This window comes from Marinobacter daepoensis DSM 16072 (genome assembly GCF_000421165.1).
Lineage (GTDB): Bacteria > Pseudomonadota > Gammaproteobacteria > Pseudomonadales > Oleiphilaceae > Marinobacter > Marinobacter daepoensis.
Map to the genome: position 1 here is coordinate 242,545 of NZ_ATWI01000008.1, position 18,445 is coordinate 260,989.

The 18,445-nt window shown below is 57.3% G+C and carries 18 protein-coding genes; 14 read left to right on the forward strand and 4 right to left on the reverse strand.

The window, feature by feature from the left end; genetic code table 11:
• The first annotated feature begins 34 nt into the window (after window positions 1-34).
• The 6 genes from nosR to K325_RS0101680 all read left to right on the forward strand — a co-directional run bounded on the left by nosR (window position 35) and on the right by K325_RS0101680 (window position 7,845).
• Window positions 35-2,149 carry a transcriptional regulator NosR gene (gene nosR / locus K325_RS0101655; RefSeq protein WP_420835443.1) on the forward strand — a complete coding sequence of 705 codons (2,115 nt, stop codon included), beginning with the start codon at window positions 35-37 and terminating at the stop codon, window positions 2,147-2,149.
• Window positions 2,150-2,231: 82 nt separating this feature from the next.
• Window positions 2,232-4,127 (forward strand): TAT-dependent nitrous-oxide reductase, encoded by a 1,896-nt coding sequence (gene nosZ / locus K325_RS0101660; protein WP_029652512.1) that lies wholly within the window; start codon window positions 2,232-2,234, stop codon window positions 4,125-4,127.
• A 71-nt stretch (window positions 4,128-4,198) separates the two neighbouring features.
• Complete coding sequence (locus K325_RS0101665; protein ID WP_036192844.1) at window positions 4,199-5,467, forward strand: nitrous oxide reductase family maturation protein NosD; 1,269 nt, start codon at window positions 4,199-4,201, stop codon at window positions 5,465-5,467.
• A complete protein-coding gene (locus tag K325_RS0101670; protein WP_029652514.1) occupies window positions 5,464-6,396 on the forward strand; it encodes an ABC transporter ATP-binding protein in 933 nt (310 codons plus the stop codon). Before K325_RS0101665 ends, K325_RS0101670 begins: the two co-directional genes overlap by 4 nt.
• Window positions 6,393-7,223, forward strand: a complete 831-nt coding sequence (locus K325_RS0101675; RefSeq protein ID WP_029652515.1) for an ABC transporter permease — start codon at window positions 6,393-6,395, stop codon at window positions 7,221-7,223. The genes K325_RS0101670 and K325_RS0101675 overlap by 4 nt, the downstream gene beginning before the upstream one ends.
• 22 nt (window positions 7,224-7,245) lie before the next feature.
• Entirely contained in the window at window positions 7,246-7,845 is a 600-nt protein-coding gene (locus K325_RS0101680) for a nitrous oxide reductase accessory protein NosL (protein WP_029652517.1), read from the forward strand.
• A 54-nt stretch (window positions 7,846-7,899) separates the two neighbouring features.
• On the opposite strand, the gene moaA is transcribed toward K325_RS0101680, so the two are convergent.
• On the reverse strand, window positions 7,900-8,892 hold the full coding sequence (gene moaA / locus K325_RS0101685) for a GTP 3',8-cyclase MoaA (protein ID WP_029652518.1): 993 nt from the start codon (window positions 8,890-8,892) through the stop codon (window positions 7,900-7,902).
• Window positions 8,893-9,059: 167 nt separating this feature from the next.
• Between moaA and K325_RS0101690 the strand changes: the two genes are divergently transcribed.
• Genes K325_RS0101690 through K325_RS0101700 form a run of 3 tightly spaced genes read left to right on the forward strand, consistent with a single transcriptional unit; the run spans window position 9,060 to window position 10,210 of the window.
• Window positions 9,060-9,332 (forward strand): hypothetical protein, encoded by a 273-nt coding sequence (locus K325_RS0101690; RefSeq protein WP_228128366.1) that lies wholly within the window; start codon window positions 9,060-9,062, stop codon window positions 9,330-9,332.
• 47 nt (window positions 9,333-9,379) lie between these two features.
• The gene (locus tag K325_RS0101695) at window positions 9,380-9,748 is read left to right on the forward strand and encodes a YbaN family protein (protein ID WP_029652520.1); all 369 of its coding nucleotides are present in this window, start codon (window positions 9,380-9,382) and stop codon (window positions 9,746-9,748) included.
• A gap of 24 nt (window positions 9,749-9,772) precedes the next feature.
• Window positions 9,773-10,210, forward strand: coding sequence for an RrF2 family transcriptional regulator (locus tag K325_RS0101700; protein WP_029652521.1), 438 nt, complete (start codon window positions 9,773-9,775; stop codon window positions 10,208-10,210).
• On the opposite strand, the gene K325_RS0101705 is transcribed toward K325_RS0101700, so the two are convergent.
• Complete coding sequence (locus K325_RS0101705) at window positions 10,198-11,292, reverse strand: fatty acid desaturase family protein (protein WP_029652522.1); 1,095 nt, start codon at window positions 11,290-11,292, stop codon at window positions 10,198-10,200. The two genes, K325_RS0101700 and K325_RS0101705, sit on opposite strands and share 13 nt — an antisense overlap.
• A gap of 46 nt (window positions 11,293-11,338) precedes the next feature.
• The gene (locus K325_RS0101710) at window positions 11,339-12,445 is read right to left on the reverse strand and encodes a ferredoxin reductase (protein ID WP_029652523.1); all 1,107 of its coding nucleotides are present in this window, start codon (window positions 12,443-12,445) and stop codon (window positions 11,339-11,341) included.
• Between the two features lie 195 nt (window positions 12,446-12,640).
• Here K325_RS0101710 and K325_RS0101715 point away from each other — a divergent pair, with 195 nt between their 5' ends.
• Window positions 12,641-13,264 carry a TetR family transcriptional regulator gene (locus tag K325_RS0101715; RefSeq protein ID WP_029652524.1) on the forward strand — a complete coding sequence of 208 codons (624 nt, stop codon included), beginning with the start codon at window positions 12,641-12,643 and terminating at the stop codon, window positions 13,262-13,264.
• A gap of 12 nt (window positions 13,265-13,276) precedes the next feature.
• On the opposite strand, the gene K325_RS0101720 is transcribed toward K325_RS0101715, so the two are convergent.
• A complete protein-coding gene (locus K325_RS0101720) occupies window positions 13,277-14,707 on the reverse strand; it encodes a WS/DGAT/MGAT family O-acyltransferase (protein WP_029652525.1) in 1,431 nt (476 codons plus the stop codon).
• A 214-nt stretch (window positions 14,708-14,921) separates the two neighbouring features.
• Between K325_RS0101720 and K325_RS0101725 the strand changes: the two genes are divergently transcribed.
• From K325_RS0101725 to K325_RS0101740, 4 genes are all read left to right on the forward strand, one after another.
• Window positions 14,922-15,809, forward strand: a complete 888-nt coding sequence (locus K325_RS0101725; protein ID WP_029652526.1) for a bile acid:sodium symporter family protein — start codon at window positions 14,922-14,924, stop codon at window positions 15,807-15,809.
• Window positions 15,810-15,824: 15 nt separating this feature from the next.
• Window positions 15,825-16,205, forward strand: a complete 381-nt coding sequence (locus K325_RS0101730; protein ID WP_029652527.1) for a CidA/LrgA family protein — start codon at window positions 15,825-15,827, stop codon at window positions 16,203-16,205.
• On the forward strand, window positions 16,198-16,935 hold the full coding sequence (locus K325_RS0101735) for an LrgB family protein (RefSeq protein ID WP_029652528.1): 738 nt from the start codon (window positions 16,198-16,200) through the stop codon (window positions 16,933-16,935). The genes K325_RS0101730 and K325_RS0101735 overlap by 8 nt, the downstream gene beginning before the upstream one ends.
• A gap of 115 nt (window positions 16,936-17,050) precedes the next feature.
• Window positions 17,051-18,409 carry a TrpB-like pyridoxal phosphate-dependent enzyme gene (locus K325_RS0101740; protein WP_029652529.1) on the forward strand — a complete coding sequence of 453 codons (1,359 nt, stop codon included), beginning with the start codon at window positions 17,051-17,053 and terminating at the stop codon, window positions 18,407-18,409.
• The last annotated feature ends 36 nt before the right edge of the window (window positions 18,410-18,445 follow it).

Below are 18,445 nucleotides of genomic sequence, written 5' to 3' on the forward strand. Positions count from 1 at the left end.
TGTAGTGAAAAACCTAAGTCGTTTTGCGCTTTCCGTGCTTTTGTTGTTTGCAGTCTCTCTGGCCTGGGCTCAGCCCGTGTCAGAGTATACGCCGCCCGCCGGGCGCCAGGTCATAGAGCAGGTGTTTCCTGACGCAACGGAACTCCGGCCTGTTGAGAATAATCGGGCCATTCAGGAGATCTACGCCGGTGGCGAACGGTTGGGCTACGCCTACCAGTCTCTGGACTTTGTGCAGACACCGGCGTACTCGGGTAAGCCTCTGAACGCCATGGTTGTGCTGGACACGGAAGGTGAGATCCGCGCAGCCAGGGTGATCCACCACGATGAGCCGATCCTGCTGGTTGGCATTCCAGAAAGCAAAATGCACGAATTCACCGACCAGTACACCGGGTTGAAGGTGGATCAGCGGGTCACTGTGGGCGGAACGTCCACTGAGCGGAAGGTGGCTGTCGATGGTCTGTCTGGCGCCACCGTAACGGTGATGGTGATCAATGAAGTCATCATGCGCACGGCGCACCGTGTTGGTGTCGAAATTGGCCTGATTGAGGGTGGCGAGAGCAGTCGCCCTCCCAGAGCTGAAGTGAAACGGGATGCGTTCCAGGAAAGAACATGGCAGGAACTGACCGGTGACGGCTCGGTTCGCAGGCTGAGGCTGACCAAAGGTCAGGTGGATGATTCGTTCGTGGGTACGCCGGCTGAAGGCATTGAAACGGCGGCCCCCGGTGACCGGGATGACGTTCTGATTGACCTGTATGCCGCCTACCTGGATGTTCCGACCATTGGCCGCAATCTGCTGGGTGAAAGCCAGTACCAGTGGCTGAGGTCCGAGCTTAAAGACGGTGAACACGCGATTGCAGTGATGGCCAATGGCGAGTATTCGTTCAAAGGCTCCGGCTATGTGCGCGGAGGTATCTTTGACCGGGTTCAGATTCGTCAGTTCGGCGACACCTTCAATTTCCGGGACCTCGACTTTCATCGGCTCAGCGATGTCTATGCCGGAGGAATGCCCGCGTTTTCCGAGATGGCGATCTTTATTGTACGCCAGCAGTACGGTTTCGATCCGGGCACGCCCTGGACCCTCGAACTGACGGTCAAGCGCCAGACCGGTCCACTCGACAGTGAGTTTCAGGTATTTCCTCTGGAGTACCAGTTGCCGGACCCGTATTACACTCGTCCCGAACCGGTTCTGACTGAAGAGGAGTGGCTTGAGACTCAGCCACTCTGGGTACAGGTCTGGTATCAGAAACAGTTCCAGGTCATCGTTCTGGGCCTTGGTATTGCAGTATTGCTCTTCATCCTGTTCTTTCAGGACTGGCTGGTTCAGAAGCCCCGGATGATGCGATGGATTCGTCACGGCTTTCTGGTTTACACCCTGTTCTTTATCGGTTGGTATGCCCTTGGGCAGCTGTCCATCGTGAACGTGCTGACTTTTGCGAACAGCCTGATCAGCGGTTTCAAGTGGGAAACTTTTCTGATCGATCCCATCATGTTCGTGCTTTGGGCCGTGGTGGCGGGCATCGTCCTGCTTTGGGGGCGGGCGGTGTACTGTGGCTGGCTGTGCCCGTTCGGCGCTCTGCAGGAGCTGATCAATGAGATTGCCCGCAAACTGAAAGTGCCGCAATACACCGTTCCCTTTGCCTGGCATGAACGCCTGTGGGCCATCAAATACATCATCCTGCTGGTGCTGTTTGGGGTCTCCCTCGAATCCATGGCCACCGCCGAACGCATGGCTGAGGTGGAACCGTTCAAGACCGCCATCACCCTGCACTTTGATCGAAGCTGGCCATTTGTCACCTACGCGGCGTTGTTGCTGGTGATCAACGTTTTCACCCGCAAAGTTTACTGCCGGTATCTGTGCCCGCTGGGCGCTGCCCTGGCTCTGCCTACCAAATTGCGGGTGTTCGACTGGCTCAAACGCCGCAAGGAATGCGGCAATCCGTGTCGCCTGTGTGACAAGGAATGTGAGGTGCAGGCCATTCATCCGGATGGGCACATCAATTACATGGAGTGCCATTACTGCCTGGATTGTCAGATGACCTATTTCGACGACCACAAGTGCCCGCCGCTGATTGTTAAACGCCGCGGCAAGCGCCGTGGTCACAATGCGCCCGGCCATCCAGAGGAAATTCCGGTGGTCCAGGTGAACTGAGTCGTCCCGAGGAGCCATCCATAAGGCCCCGGAAAGCCATGAGAAGCAATAACCGCCATAACCAATAACGGAGTGGGATGCTATGAAGAAAAAAGATGATCTGACCAAAGACGCGCCGGAGGTCCCTGAAGGCGGCCTGAGCCGTCGTCGTTTCATGGGTGCGGCCGCTCTGGCCGGTGTTGCCGGTGCCACCGGTCTGGGCACCTCGGTCATGTCGCGGGAAGCGTGGGCAGCCGCCGCCGAAGAAGCCCGTAACAAGGTACACGTTGGCCCGGGTGAGCTGGACGAGTACTACGGCTTCTGGAGCGGTGGTCACCAGGGCGAGGTTCGTGTTCTGGGCGTACCGTCCATGCGTGAGCTGATGCGCATTCCGGTCTTCAACGTGGATTCAGCCACAGGCTGGGGGATTACCAACGAAAGTAAGGAAATCCTGGGCGGCGACCAGCAGTATCTCAACGGTGACTGCCACCACCCGCACATTTCCATGACCGACGGTCGTTACGATGGCAAGTACCTGTTCATCAACGACAAGGCCAACACCCGGGTTGCCCGTATCCGTCTGGACATCATGAAGACGGACAAGATTACCCACATTCCGAACGTTCAGGCGATTCACGGTCTGCGTTTGCAGAAAGTGCCCAAGACCAACTACGTATTCTGTAACGCGGAATTTGTGATTCCCCAGCCGAACGACGGCAAGGAATTCAGCCTGGAAAACAGCTACACCATGTTCAGTGCGCTGGATGCGGAAACCATGGAGGTGGCCTGGCAGGTGATTGTTGATGGTAACCTCGACAACACGGATGCCGATTACACCGGTAAGTACGCGGCGTCTACCTGCTACAACTCCGAGCGGGCCCTGGATCTGGCCGGCACCATGCGCAACGACCGGGACTGGGTGGTGGTGTTCAACGTGGAGCGTATTGCCGCTGCGGTGAAGGCCGGTAAGTTCAAAACCATCGGTGACTCCAAGGTGCCGGTCGTGGACGGCCGGGGTAAATCCGAGTTCACCCGATACATCCCGGTGCCGAAGAACCCGCATGGCCTGAACACTTCGCCAGACGGAAAGTATTTCATTGCCAACGGCAAACTGTCTCCGACGGTCTCGGTGATCGCCATCGACAAGCTGGACGCCCTGTTCGACGACAAGATCGAACTGCGTGACACCGTCGTCGCGGAGCCAGAGCTGGGTCTCGGGCCGCTGCATACCACGTTTGATGGGCGCGGCAATGCGTACACCACCTTGTTTATCGACAGCCAGGTGTGTAAGTGGAACATTGCCGATGCCATCAAGCATTACAATGGCGACAAGGTGAACTACATCCGTCAGAAACTGGATGTGCATTATCAGCCGGGTCATAACCATGCGTCCCTGACGGAATCCCGGGATGCCGATGGCAAGTGGCTGGTGGTTCTGTCCAAGTTCTCGAAAGACCGCTTCCTGCCGGTCGGCCCACTGCATCCGGAGAACGATCAGCTGATTGATATTTCCGGAGAGGAAATGAAGCTGGTTCACGATGGCCCGACGTTTGCTGAGCCCCATGACTGCATTCTGGTGCGTCGTGATCAGATCAAAACCAAGAAGATTTACGAACGTGACGATCCGTTCTTTGCTGGTGCCCGGGCTCAGGCCAAAAAGGATGGGGTGACTCTGGAATCTGACAACAAAGTGATCCGTGATGGCAACAAGGTGCGGGTTTACATGACCTCGGTTGCGCCGCAATTTGGCATGACCGAGTTTAAGGTGAAGGAAGGTGATCAGGTAACGGTGTACGTGACCAACCTGGATATGGTTGAGGACGTAACCCACGGTTTCTGTATGGTGAACCACGGTGTGAGCATGGAAATCAGCCCGCAGCAGACCTCGTCGGTTACCTTTACCGCAGGTAAGCCTGGGGTTTACTGGTACTACTGTAACTGGTTCTGTCATGCGCTCCATATGGAGATGGGCGGGCGGATGCTCGTCGAAAAGGCCTGATAGCACGTTACCTGGCCTGGAGTCCCGTATACGGGGCTCCAGGTTGCCTGTCACGTTTTCGAGATCTATTGATGTATCAGATAATGCGTTATGGGGTGGCCCTGTCAGTCGCTCTGATTTCGCTGACTGCAAGTGCCAGCCTGCAAGACCAACTGGATGCTCTGGAGCCCGGAGCGTCGTTTGTGCTTCCTTCCGAACCGCTTTCGCCGTTGATTATCCGGGTGCCGGGGGTTTCCGTGTCCTGTGGCCGGGAAACCGTGATTGATGGTGCCGGGAAGGGTAATGCGGTTGAAATTCAGGCAGAGAGCGTGACGTTTTCTGGTTGCGAGGTGCGCAACTGGGGTAAGGACCTGAACCAGCTTGATGCCGGAATCTTTGTCGCCCGGGAAGCGCAGGGTGCGGTGGTTGAAAACAACCGGCTGCAGGGGCCGGCGTTTGGCGTGTGGCTGGACGCGACGCCGGAGGTGACTGTGCGGAGCAATCACATTCGGGGAGAAACGAGCTTGCGGTCGCAGGACCGGGGAAACGGGATACACCTGTTCAACACCACCGGGGCACTGATTGAAGACAACGATATCAGTCAGACCCGGGACGCCATCTACATCGAAACGGCAAACCAGAATACCATTCGTGGCAATGTCATGAGCGATCTCCGCTACGGCATTCATTACATGTATTCGATGCACAACCTGCTGGAAAACAATGTGACGCGAAGAACGCGCACCGGCTATGCGTTGATGCAGAGTAAGTATCTGAAAGTAATTAATAATCGATCAGAGAATGACGAAAACTACGGCATTCTGATGAACTTCATTACCAACTCGCAGTTGCGTAATAACGTGGTCACCGGAGTGTCTCAGGGGCAGAGTGCCGGGGTGGTGATTTCCGGTGCCGAGGGTAAGGCGGTGTTCATCTATAACTCGCTGTACAACACCTTCGAAGGGAACTATTTCGGCCACAGTAACATCGGCATCCACCTGACGGCAGGTTCCGAGCAAAACCGAGTATTCAATAATGCGTTTGTGGAAAATCAGCGTCAGGTGAAGTACGTGGCCACCCGCACTCAATCATGGGCTGAAGCAGGCAAGGGCAACTACTGGAGTGATTATCTGGGGTGGGACCGCAATCAGGACGGATTGGGTGACGTGCCCTATGAGCCAAACGATAACGTTGACCGGTTGTTGTGGAAGTACCCGGAAGCCAAGGTGCTGATGTTCAGCCCTGCCGTCGACACCCTGCGCTGGGTGCAGGATGCCTTCCCGGTAGTGAAGTCTGCGGGGGTGAGTGACCCCCATCCTCTGATGCGCATACCCGACCACCTGCAAGCGGAGATCCGATGAACTGTTTTCGACTGGAGAACGTCAGCCACCGGTATGACAAGGCTGCGGTGTTGCACGGGGTAGATCTTCGGCTGGAGCCGGGGGAGATTCTGGGGCTGTTCGGGCACAACGGGGCAGGCAAAACCACCTCAATCAAGCTGATTCTGGGCCTGATGCAGCCAACGGAGGGCAAGGTCTCTGTGCTGGAAGGTATGGCCGGTGATCCTCAGGTTACCCAGCACATTGGGTATCTGCCCGAGAACGTGATGTTCTACCCGCAACTCACAGGCCGTGAGATTCTCTGCCATTTTGCCCGCCTGAAAGGCGCACCCCTGAAGCAGGTGCCCGAATTGCTGGAACAGGTCGGGCTGGGGGATGCCATGGACGCGCGCACCAAAACTTATTCCAAGGGGATGCGCCAGCGGCTGGGACTGGCTCAGGCCCTGTTGGGCAAGCCCCGGCTACTGATGCTTGACGAACCAACGGTTGGTCTGGACCCGGTGGCAACGGCCGACCTTTATCGGCTGCTGCGGCGGCTACGGGATGAGGGCACCGGTATCGTCCTTTGCTCGCACGTTTTGCCAGGCGTGGAGCCCTACATCGACCGCGCGGCCATCCTGACCGAAGGCGCTCTGAAGGCTTCCGGGGATCTGCCATCGTTGCGGCGCCAGGCAAACATGCCGGTGACGTTGACGATTGAGCCTGCGAACAGCCTTTCTGCGGTGGAGCAAGCCATCGATCAGGCGGGCTCTCGGGCAGGTCTGATGATAAAGACACGCCATGGGCGCCTGCTGGTTGATGTGAGGCCTGAGGAAAAAATGGCCCTGATCAAAACATTGATGACGTCTGGCGAAGTGGCGGATCTGGGTATCCACCAGCCCAGCCTCGAAGATATCTATGTGCACTTTATCGGTTCGGGTGGCCTGGCGCACCGTGGAGGTAGTCAATGAACGCAGTCTGGACCATTGCCCGAAAGGAACTCAGCGACAGCTTTCGCAACCGGTGGCTGGTTGCCATCTCGTTGGTGTTTGCGACTCTTGCTCTGGGTATCGCCTGGTTCGGGGCAGCGGCTTCGGGGCAGGTGGGGTACGCCTCCACCCCGGCGACCATTGCCAGTCTTGCCAGCCTGGGCATCTTTCTGATCCCGCTGATTGCGTTGCTTCTGGCGTACGATGCCATCGTTGGGGAAGAAGAAGGAGGCACTCTGTTATTGCTGATGACCTACCCGCTCAGCAAGAACCAGCTGTTACTGGGTAAATTCCTGGGGCATGGTCTGACGCTGGCACTGGCCACCCTGATTGGGTTTGGCGTGGCGGGCGTCGCCATTGCGCTCCTGGTGGATGGCGTGGCCATCGGCGCCCTGGCCGTGGCCATGGGGCGTTTTGTCGGCTCCACCGTGTTGCTGGGGTGGGGGTTTATTGCACTGGCGTACCTGGTCAGCGTACGGGTCAGTGAGAAACCCGTTGCGGCCGGGCTGGCCCTTGCCATCTGGTTCTTTTTTGTGCTGATTTTTGATCTGGTGCTGCTGGGGACCCTGGTGGCGAGTGAGGGCAAGCTGAATCCGGAGTTGCTGCCGTGGTTCCTGATGCTTAACCCGACCGATATCTACCGTCTTTTGAACATTGTCGCTTTCGGAGACAGCGGCCAGCTCAGTGGAGTGCTTAGTCTGGGCGCCGATCTGCCCATTGGTGCAGGAGGACTCTGGATTGGTCTTGTGCTCTGGTGCGTGGTTCCGCTGACGGGTGCGTTGCTTCTCTTCAAAAACCGAAACATCTGATTGTTACCGGAGACTCAGGATCATGACATACCCCATCACTAAATGGATTGTTGCCTTTCTTGTTGTTGCGACCCTGGCGGGTTGTTCTGAGGATGCGCCGCAACGCGCTGAAAGACCCGCGCCCGTCCATTTTGAATCCGGCGATGAGTGCCATGTCTGCGGCATGGCGATCACTCATTTTCCCGGCCCTAAGGGGCAGGCGTTTACCGAGCGAGAGCAGGATATCCGTAAGTTCTGCTCTACCAAAGACATGTTCGCCTGGTTCCTCCAGCCGGAAAATGAGAACCGGGACCACACGCTTTACGTTCACAACATGGCGGAAACTCACTGGGAGCACCCGGACGACACCCACCTGATTGATGCCCGTAAAGCCTTTTACGTGGTCGGGTCAAGCCTTAACGGTGCGATGGGGCCAACTCTGGCGTCGTTCGCAACTGAAACCGATGCCGTCGATTTTGCCGCGGATCATGGCGGGGAGGTCCTGTCATTTTCAGATATCACGCTGGAACACCTGAATAGCGGCATGGCAATGCATGATATGGCAGGTATGCACGAGGGCCACGAGGTAAGGGATGGTGCAGGAATGGTCGACGCTCATGATAGCGGCGCTATGACGCATTAATCACGCTCTGCCGCCTTTCGAACGCTTTCGGAGCCATGGATGGCGAAAGCGGTGTCAGCCTCCGGTCATGTTCATAAACCGAAGAATCTGAACGTCCCCCTTGCTGGAAAAGTGATGGCGTTCCGGTTTCAGGTCCATCGCATTGATGATGGTCTCCTGCAGCTTGTCGTCGCTTACCGGGTGGCCGCGCAGCACCCGCCGCAGATCCACCGAATGCTCATTCCCCAGGCACAGCAGCAGGCGGCCTTCTACCGTCACCCGCACGCGATTGCACGTGGCGCAGAAATTATGGGAGTGAGGTGAAATAAAACCAACGCGGGTCCCGCTGTCGGGCATCCGATAATAGCGGGCTGGTCCGCCGGAATCCCCGGTAGTGGGAATCAGCTCATGGTGTGGCCGGATGAGTGCCCGAACCTCATCACTGGTGCACAGAGCCAGGCCTCGATCGTGCTCGGAAATCTGCCCCAGTGGCATTTCTTCAATGAAACTGATGTCTACCTGCTTCCGGCGGGCGAACTCGATCAATGCCGGGACTTCCTCGTCATTGCGACCCTTCATGACCACGACATTCAGTTTGATACGGCGGAAACCGGCATCCCGGGCGGCATCAATGCCATCCAGAACCTGGCTGAGGTTTCCTGTACGGGTAATGGTGCGGAATTTACTGGCGTCCAGAGAATCCAGGCTGATGTTCAAGCGGTGCAGTCCAGCCTGGCGAAGCGCGTCTGCCATGGCGGGCAACTGACTGCCGTTGGTGGTCATGGCGAAATCTTGCAGCCCGTAAGTACCAATTTCCCGAACCAGTTCCAGAATGTCCTTGCGCACCAGGGGCTCGCCGCCTGTCAGACGGATTTTTTCCGTGCCCAGTGCAACAAAATTACGGGCAACCCGGGCGATCTCCTCCAGAGTGAGTACCTGCTGGCGGGGCAGGAAGGTCATGTCCTCCGCCATGCAGTAAACACAGCGGAAGTCGCAGCGATCAGTCACCGACAGTCGGACGTAGTTCACGGTGCGGCCGAAGCGGTCTGTCAGTCGGGTCTTGGGCATTAACGCGAAGTCCTGTTGCATGAACACCATAAGTTTAGGCCAAGTATGGCAAACCGCGCCCCGGATTCCGATACCCCTCGGGTAGTATCTCTGGTTTTCTTGCCTTTTGGTGTTTAATCTTCTATAACATGCAAATAGAATAAATGTTATTAGGGTGTCAAAAGTTAGTGGCAGAAGTAGTTCTGATGAAAGTGATGAGCTTTCGGGAGGTTAATATGTGGCTTTATGAAAAATGGCTGGCCCGTGCCAATACCGGGGTGGTTATCAGTCTGTTCGGGCTGATGCTGACGGTTCTTATGGCTTATCCACTGGCTACCAGATTTCCGATGGCAATCCAGATACTGGCCCACATTGGCACCTTGTTGTTTGCGGTCGGGGTGAAAATTGCGTATGTCGCGCGCCTGGCCTTCCTCAGTAAACTGGGGAGACCTGTGAACTGAATCACGGTAGAATTAACGCAGGTACACGCGCTCAAGAGGCCCGTGCCATGGGTATACAACCAGGCAGAACCGGTTTCCGGATTCTGGCGTATATGAGTATGGGGATCGCCGTTGCCGGAGTCGTCCTTCCGCTGCTGCCGACAACCCCTTTCGTTATTCTGGCCGCCTTTTTTGCCAGCAAAGGATCTCCGGCGTTTGCCCTGTGGCTGGAGCAGCATCCTTCTTTCGGCCCTGCCATCCGGCATTGGCGGTTACGTCGGGCGATTCCTCGCAAGGCCAAGATTCTTGCCATCGGGATGATGGCGCTGAGCTGGAGTTCCATGGTGTGGCTGGGGGCTTCTGCGTTTGTATTGTCGGTTTCCGGGCTTTTTCTGTTGGGCGTAGCCATCTACATGCTGACCCGGCCATCCTGTTGAAGATTTACGTTATTGGAGTTGTGAATGCACATCACCCGTTATACCGATTACTCACTCAGAGTGTTGATCTATCTGGCTTCAGAGGGTGATCGTCTGGCGACCATTCAGGAAATTGCCGACAGCTATGAGATTTCCAAGAACCACCTGATGAAGGTGGTTCATCAGTTGAACAAAAAAGGCTATATCGAAACCATTCGGGGCAAAAAAGGTGGAATGCGGCTGCACCGGGACCCCAGGGATATCAACATTGGTATTCTCGTCCGTGAAACGGAGCAGGATCTGAGTATTGTTGAGTGCTTTTCCTCCAAGAATAACTGCAAGATCACCCCGGTTTGCGGCCTGAAGTCCATGTTTGGCGAGGCCCTGAAAGCCTTTCTTGAGGTGTTGGATCGTTACACCCTGGCCGATGTGATCAAAGAACAGCACCGGCCACAGCTGTTGCGCCTGCTTCAGATCGCCTGAGGCTGCTCCCTGCGGTTTTCCAGTTTTCTGCGAATTGGGTCCGGCAGCGAGAACCGGGTGATGCGGGCAAGCACTGTGCCGTACTGGCTGGCAAAGCTGCCGGTGTTGTAAGGGATGCCGTGCTTTTGGCAAATCCCCTGCACGCGTTCGGAGATCTCCGGGTACCGGTGTGCAGGCAGGTCTGGGAACACATGGTGTTCCACCTGATAACTCAGGTGCCCACTGAGAAGGTGTAGCCATCTGCCACCTGTGAAATTGGATGAGCCCGTGAGCTGTCGGAGGTACCAGTGGCCTTTGCTCTCACCCTCACATTCCGCTTCGGTGAAGGTTTCGGCATCCTGAGTGAAATGACCACAGAAAATCACGGTTGAGGCCCAGAGATTGCGGATCAGGTTGGCACCGACATTGCCTGCGAGCACAATTGGCGCCACGGGCAGGGTCAACAGAGGAAAGAACACGTAGTCCTTAAATGCCTGGCGTCCGCCTTTACGGCCAAAATCTTTTATGAATGACAGCTTGTCCCGCCAGCGAATTTCCCGGCGACGGAGCTTCTCGCTCTCCAGTTCGTGCAGACCCACCCCCCACTGGAAGAACACGCTCAACAGAACGTAGTTGATAAGCTGAAGGGCGTGCCATGGCTTCCACGGTTCGTCATCACTCAGGCGCAGCACGGCGTAGCCATAGTCCCGGTCTTTGCCGATGATGTTGGTGTAGGTGTGGTGTTCGTAGTTGTGGGTTCGGCGCCAGGAATCGCTGGTACAGACCGTGTCCCACTCGTATGTCTGGGAATTCAGGGTCGGATCATTCATCCAGTCGTACTGGCCATGCATTACATTGTGCCCGATTTCCATATTCTCCAGAATTTTGGCCACCCCCAGGGTCACCGTGGCGGCAACAAACACGGGCGGAAGGAAGCCAAAAGGCATCATTACCCGGCCACCTGCTTCAAGGGCTCGGTGCAGGCGAACGATCTTGCGAATATAGCGGGCATCCCGCTCGCCAAGGTCGGCCAGAACGTCATCGCGGACGGCGTCCAGGTCTTTCTGAAGTTCGTTGAGTTGTTGTTCATCCAGTTTGAGCATAAGGGCTCCCTGCGGCTGTATAGAGGCCGCGATTGATTGGTTTGGGTCAGACATCCAGCGTGACAGGGCCGCGTGGGACAGACACGCAGAGTTGAACGCTCTCCTCGCCTGGGCCGGATGGTTTACCGGTCAGTCGGTTAATGACGGTTCCGCTGGTCTTCCGGCAGCTGCATTGATGGCAGATTCCCATGCGGCAGCCAGACTGGGGGTGCAGCCCTGCCGCTTCGGCTATCTCCAGCAGGGTGGCGTCGCCGGTTGAATCCACCGAGAGAGCACTGCGGACAAAGCGCACGTCACCGCCCAGAGCCTCCTTGCTCAGGCTGGCGATGGTGGGTGGAGCGAAGAAAGTGCAGTGAACCTGAGAGTCACGGATGCCACGCTGGTAAAGCAGTTCCGTGGCAAGGTCCATCAGCCCGCCCGGCCCGCAAAGGAAGACGTCGCGAGCCGTCAGGCCGGGAACCGAGTCCAGGTCTGAGCCATTGAGAGAGCGGGGGCTGGTGTTGTCGTGAGTGGTCAGAATCCGGACGGTCAGCGCGGAGTAGCGCGCGGCCAGGGCTGTGATCGTTTCTCTGGCGATGATGTCTTTCCGGGTGCGCACGAAATAGAGCAGTGTAACCGGCGCCCGATAGTCTTCAGCCGCCAGACTCTCCAGTTGACTCAGAATGGGGGTAATACCGCTGCCTCCGGCAATAAACAGTAAGGGTTTGGCAACCGATGGCAGCAGGAAGTCTCCAAAGGCATCGGTCAGCCCCAGTACAGCCCCTTCTTCCAGATGGTCATGTAACCAGTTGGTCACCCGTCCGCCCGGGTGTCGCTTGATGGTCAGTGTGATCTGACCGTTGTCCTGCCAGAGTCGAGGCGACGAGGAGAGGCTGAAGGTGCGCTGCCGCCGGACTCCCTCAATGTCCACGCCGAGATTCACATGCTGGCCGGCTTGAAAGCCACCCCAACGGCGGGCTGGTCTTAGTACGAGGGTTTTGGTGTCGTGGGTCTCTGTAAAAATGCGTTCCACCCGCGCCGGTGTGTACGCTTGTACCCACATAGGATTGATAGCCTCCGCCAATGGGTCGAAATAACTGGCCGGTTGGGGGGTGTTCAGTATCTGTCGGCCCAACCATCGCAGGGCTCGGTTCTGGCGCGCTTTTGCCAACATCATTGTCTGTTCTCCGGATTGTGTACGTGTCTCTAAAGCTATGTGTACACTTGTTCACATGTGTGTACGACTGTACACATGGTGGCGGGTGGCGACAATTGGCATCAATCGGTTGGCTCAATATGACAATCGCGGCGGTTTTTTCTTCGGTCAAATGTGTACACTTGTCACCGACGCGGATTGCAAAGGCAGACTATGGCAGACAGAACCCGACGCAAGCCCGGGGAAACCCGGGAAAAACTGATGAGTGCCGCGCTGACGCTGGTGGGGAAGGGGCGGCATTTTGCCAGCCTGGGCATTCGTGAGGTCACGCGTCAGGCCGGCGTGGTGCCCACGTCGTTTTACCGACACTTCAGGAGCATGGATGATCTGGGGTTGCAGCTTGTGGATGAGCTGGGGCTGGTGCTTCGCCGCATGATGCGGGAGGCCAGGGCCAACGTGTTGCAGTCAGATAAGCTGATTGAAGAATCGGTCGGGATTTTTGTTGCCCACGCTCAGGCTAACCGGAGTTTCTTTTTGTTTATGGCCCAGGGGCTGGCAGGGGAGAGTCGCTCAGTTCAGGAAGGGATACGCAGTGAGATGCGGTTCTTCGCCAGTGAGCTGGCCAACGATCTGCGGCGTCTCCGGCTGGTGACGCACCTGAGTGATGCGGATCTGGATCTGACCTGTGATCTGGTGGTCCGCACGGTGGCCTTCAGCCTCACCGATCTGCTCAGTATCTCCGAAGACGACGACTATCAGATCGGGTTGGTACAGCAACGCACAACCCGATTCCTGCAGATGATTTTTGTGGGAGCCAGCCACTGGCAGCGTGGCTGACTCCCGTCTCGATTATTTCCGGGCCCGGGTGCGTGTTGGTTTTGGGGCCGGGGGCAGAATCAGGGTTTCGAGTTCATCCAGGGCTTCTCCGGTGTACACCGCCAGTTTCTGCATGCTTGGTAAGGTGTCCCGACAACCGGTATAGCCAAAGTTGAGGGAGCCCGCATAGCTCAGGCAGGTAATGTTCAGGGCGCCGCCATGGGCAATCAGTGATACAGGATACATGGCCTCAAGCCGCGCGCCCTCATAATACAGTGTGGATTCCGGCCCGGGGACATTGGAAATTGTCACGTTGAACACGGGGCGCATGCGCCCGCCCAGGCCGGACATCAGCTGCAAAATGTAGGGTGACATCAGCAGCATGGTGTATTGGGTCAGGGCGCTTCGGGGCAGTTTCTGCAGGTGTTCCTTGGCTCTTCGGGTGGATGTCTTTATGTGTTGCAGGCGAGCCAGCGGGTCAGCTTCATCTGTGGCCAGAGAGGCAATCATGAAACTGATCTGCGTGCCGGTTCCTTCGTCATCTGCCGGGCGGATGTTTACGGGTATCCCCGCCGTTAACGGAATGTCAGGCAGGTTATCCTGCTCCACGAGAAATCGCCTGAGGGCCGTTCCGCACAGGTACAGCACAACATCGTTCAGTGACCCTCCGGAGGCATGGGCAAGTTTCTTAAGACGCTCCAGCTGGTAGTGCTGGGTCGCAAACCGCCGCTGAGCGGTCACCCGGTGGTTGAGGACGGAGACCGGGCCGGTGAACGGGGCGGTCAGGCCATCGTCCGAGTGGCGGACGGAGTGCACCAGACGATTGCCCGCCTGCCAGAGCCTGGGCGCCATGTCGGCCTGCAATCTGAGAGCATCCATTGCCTGTGAGAAGGCCGCCGGGACACTGGCTTCCTTGTCAGTTTTCGCCCCTCGCCGCTGCTGAGGCCGCACGGTCCAGGGCGGTGGCATGTTCCGCCGTTGTGAATCTTTGGTCAGCACTCGCTGCATCAGCCGGACACCGCTGATGCCATCAATCATGGAATGGTGCATTTTGGTGTAGAGGGCAAACCGGTTGTTTTCGAGCCCTTCGATAACATGGCACTCCCAGAGGGGCCGGGAAAAGTCCAGTGGGTGCGAGTGAAGCCGTGAGACCAGAACGCCGAGTTCCCGTTCACCGCCCGGGCGAGGCAGCGCTGAATGGCGAACGTGGTAGTCCAGGTCGATGTCCTTGTCGATCTTCCAGAACGGAGCCACCACGCGTGCGAGAAAGCCAGGCCAGACCAGTTTGCAACCCCAGGGCGGGGCGACATCGCCGGCTTCTTTCATTCGGGTGACCATGTCACGCAGGAAGGTGTCCGGGGCTTCGTCGGGCAGTGAGAAAATCTGAAGCGTGCCCACATGCATCGGGGTGTCTTCAGACTCAACCGCTAACCAGGAAGCATCCAGTGTTCCGAGACGTTTCATTCCTTGTCATTCTCCGCCAGTCATTTGTTTTTTGTTTGTTTCCTGCAAGTATACTGATAAGCGCAGGCTCGCACGATCAAAACTCTGACGGTGCGCCAATCTTTTGCAGGGGTTCACGGTTACACAATGTCGCGAACCGGAGCTGCCGAAGATATGGTTCGTGTGCTAACTTCTACGGACTTCGAACGCTGATAACAAAAATATTGGAGGCAATGTGGAATCCAGCCCGCTCATTTCGGCAGGTTTGCCGATTTCTCTGTTCATCATCATGATCGGTATCGGCATGACCCTGACCCTGCGCGATTTTCGTCAGGTGGCGGTGTATCCGAAAGGCCTGATCGTTGGATCAGTCGCTCAGATTTTTGTGATGCCGGTGGTGGCTTTTGCGTTGGCATACCTGTTTGGCGTGTCGCCGGCCATTGCGGTTGGCCTGGTTATTATTGCGGCCTGCCCGGGTGGCACAACGTCAAACCTCTTCGTGCTCCTGTCCCGGGGCAACATTGCGCTGTCCATCGTGCTGACGGTCTCGGCCAGTCTGCTGACCATCCTCACCCTGCCGTTGTTTACCAACATGGCGCTGCAGCACTTTATGGACACCGAAGAAAGTATTTCGTTGCCTGTGGTCAAGACCATTGTGATGCTGGTGGTGATTGTTTTGCTGCCGGTGGCTATCGGTATGCTGGTGCGTACCCGTAAGCCGGAACTGGCGCGCAAGGCTGAGGGAGTCGTCAGTATTTTTGGCGGCGTTGTGCTGGCGGTTCTGATCGTGGCGTTGCTCTACGGGGTCCGGGATGATCTCTGGGACCTGCTACGGCAGGCCGGGCCTTCGACCATTGCGCTGAATGTGGCGGGTATCATGCTGGGCCTGCTGGCCGGTCGCTTTGCCGGGCTGACGCAGCGTGAATCCCTGGCCGTTGCGGTAGAGCTAGGGGTCAAGAATGGCACCATCGGCCTGATGGTGACCCTGACCCTGCTGGAATCCAGCGCCATGTCTATCCCCGCTGCCGTCTACGGGGTGCTTATGTTCCCCATCGGTTTCCTGCTGGCCATGTACGGTCGGCGGGTGATTCCGAAAACCAGTGTGGTGGGCCAGGGCGCCTGAGGAGGCGTTTGCTTCGTGCCGTTTCTCAATGGTGTGACGTTATTGCTGGTTTACCAGTTGACCGGAGAAATCCTGGTGCGTCTGTTAGGCCTGCCTATTCCGGGGCCCGTGCTTGGGATGGTCATGTTGTTTGCCACCCTGATGATCCGGGGAAGTGTCCCGGATTCGCTGGGGCAGGCCTCGGGTGCACTGCTCAGCCATCTGTCGCTGCTGTTTGTTCCGGCCGGGGTTGGCATGATGACGCATTTTGGTCGCATTGCAGATGAGTGGGTGCCCATTGCGCTGGCCCTGGTTCTGAGCACTGTTGTCACGATGGTTGCGACAGCGCTGATCATGCAGTTGACCACCCGCTGGTTTGTGACACCGCAGAGAGTCGAGGATGAGCCGAATGACTGAGCCGGGTCTGCGCGATATCTGGGTGTATCTGTCGGCGTCACCGCTGTTGGGCCTGACTATGACGCTGGTGGCTTACGGACTGGCGTATCGGCTTTACCTGAAAACCCACGCCAGTCCGCTGGCAAATCCGGTGGTGACCTCGGTAGCTCTGCTGATTCTGGTCCTGCTGGCGACGGGCACGTCTTACCAGGATTACTTCGAGGGCGGTCAGTTTGTTCATTTTCTGCTGGGGCCAGCAACGGTGGCCCTCGCGGTTCCCCTATACCAGCAGTTCCGCCGGCTCCGTGAACTATGGTTGCCAGTCACTATCTCGCTTCTTTGCGGTGTCGTGATTGCCGCGGGCAGTTCGGTCGCGCTGGCGAAGTTGCTCGGAGGCTCCCTGGAGATCCAGATGTCTCTGGCCCCGAAATCGGCCACGGCCCCGGTTGCCATGGGGATATCCGAGAAAATCGGCGGCCTGCCGTCGCTGACTGCCGTATTGGTGGTGTTAACCGGAATTACGGGGGCCGTGCTGGGCACCAAGTTGTTTGAGTGGATTCGAGTGAAGGATGATACGGCTAAAGGCATTGCCATGGGCGTAGCGGCCCATGGCATCGGAACGGCCAGGGCGTTCCAGGTCAGTTCCCAAATGGGGGCATTTTCAGGGCTGGCGATGGCGCTGTCGGCGTTTGCCACGGCTTTGCTCGTCCCCTGGCTCGTAGATCTGATGGCGTCCTGGCTTCCGGTATAACCTGCCGGTTGAAGATCGTGGCGACGCAGAACCCGGGCCAGGAAGAACTTTTTATGCCGGCCTGGAATGGGTATTCTGAGATGAAAATCTGAAACCACCTCAGGGCCATACGACAATGCAAACGAAGTTTCTTCTCGATGAAAGCCAGATGCCGAAGTATTGGTATAACCTTCAGGCCGACTTTCCGGAACCCCTGCCGGCCGTATTGCATCCGGGTACCCGGCAGCCCGTAAGCCCATCAGACCTTGAGCCGCTGTTTCCAGCATCTCTGATTGAACAGGAAATGACCACCGAGCGGGAGGTGGAAATTCCAGAGCCGGTTCAGGATGTTTATCGTCTGTGGCGGCCGGCCCCCATGTTCCGGGCCCACCGCCTGGAAAAAGCTCTGGGTACTCCTGCCAGAATTTTCTACAAGTACGAAGGTGTCAGCCCGGCGGGCAGTCACAAACCGAATTCTGCGATTCCTCAGGCGTTCTATAACCGGGAGGCGGGGACCCGCCGCCTGACGACCGAGACCGGGGCAGGCCAGTGGGGAACATCGCTCTCGTTTGCCGGTTCTCTGTTTGATCTGGATGTGACGGTGTTTCAGGTACGCGTCTCCTATAATCAGAAGCCCTATCGGCGGGCTGTGATGGAAACTTACGGTGCCAACTGTGTGGCCTCGCCCTCTGAGCTGACCGCCTTTGGCCGTAAAGTGCTGGCTGAAGACCCGAACCACACCGGAAGCCTGGGGATTGCCATTTCCGAAGCGGTGGAACTGGCGGTGCAGGACCCGAACACCAAGTATGCGCTGGGGTCGGTTTTGAATCATGTACTGCTCCATCAGACGGTCATTGGTCTGGAGTCGATGCAGCAGATGGAAATGGCGGATTGCTGGCCGGATGTCATTGTCGGGTGCACGGGGGGAGGTTCCAACTTTGCTGGCCTGGCGTTTCCTTTTATGGGGCACGCCCTGCGAGGTGGTGAAAAGTCCAGAATCGTCGCGGTGGAACCGTCAGCCTGTCCGACTCTGACTCGTGGTAAGTATGCCTACGATTATGGGGATACCGCCCACATGACACCCCTGACCAAAATGCACACTTTGGGCTCGGATTTCACACCCCCCGGCTTCCACGCCGGAGGCCTTCGATACCACGGCATGGCGCCCATGGTGTCGTACGCTAAAGAACTGGGGCTGTTTGATGCGGTTTCCTACACCCAGAGAGAGTGTTTTGAAGCCGGTATCCTGTTTGCCCGAAGTGAAGGGATTGTGCCAGCCCCGGAGGCCAATCATGCTGTTAAGGGCGCGATTGATGAAGCTCTGCGTTGTAAGCGGGAAGGTAAAGAAGAGGTGATCCTGTTCAACCTTAGCGGTCACGGTCACTTTGATATGGCGGCGTACACGTCGTACTTTGCCGGTGAACTCAGCGATCATGAGTATGATGAGCAGGAACTGGCGATGGCCTTGTCTGGATTGCCGTCGGTGAGTCTCTGATCTGATGCGGCGCACCGGCCGGGCTTGAAGCCCGGC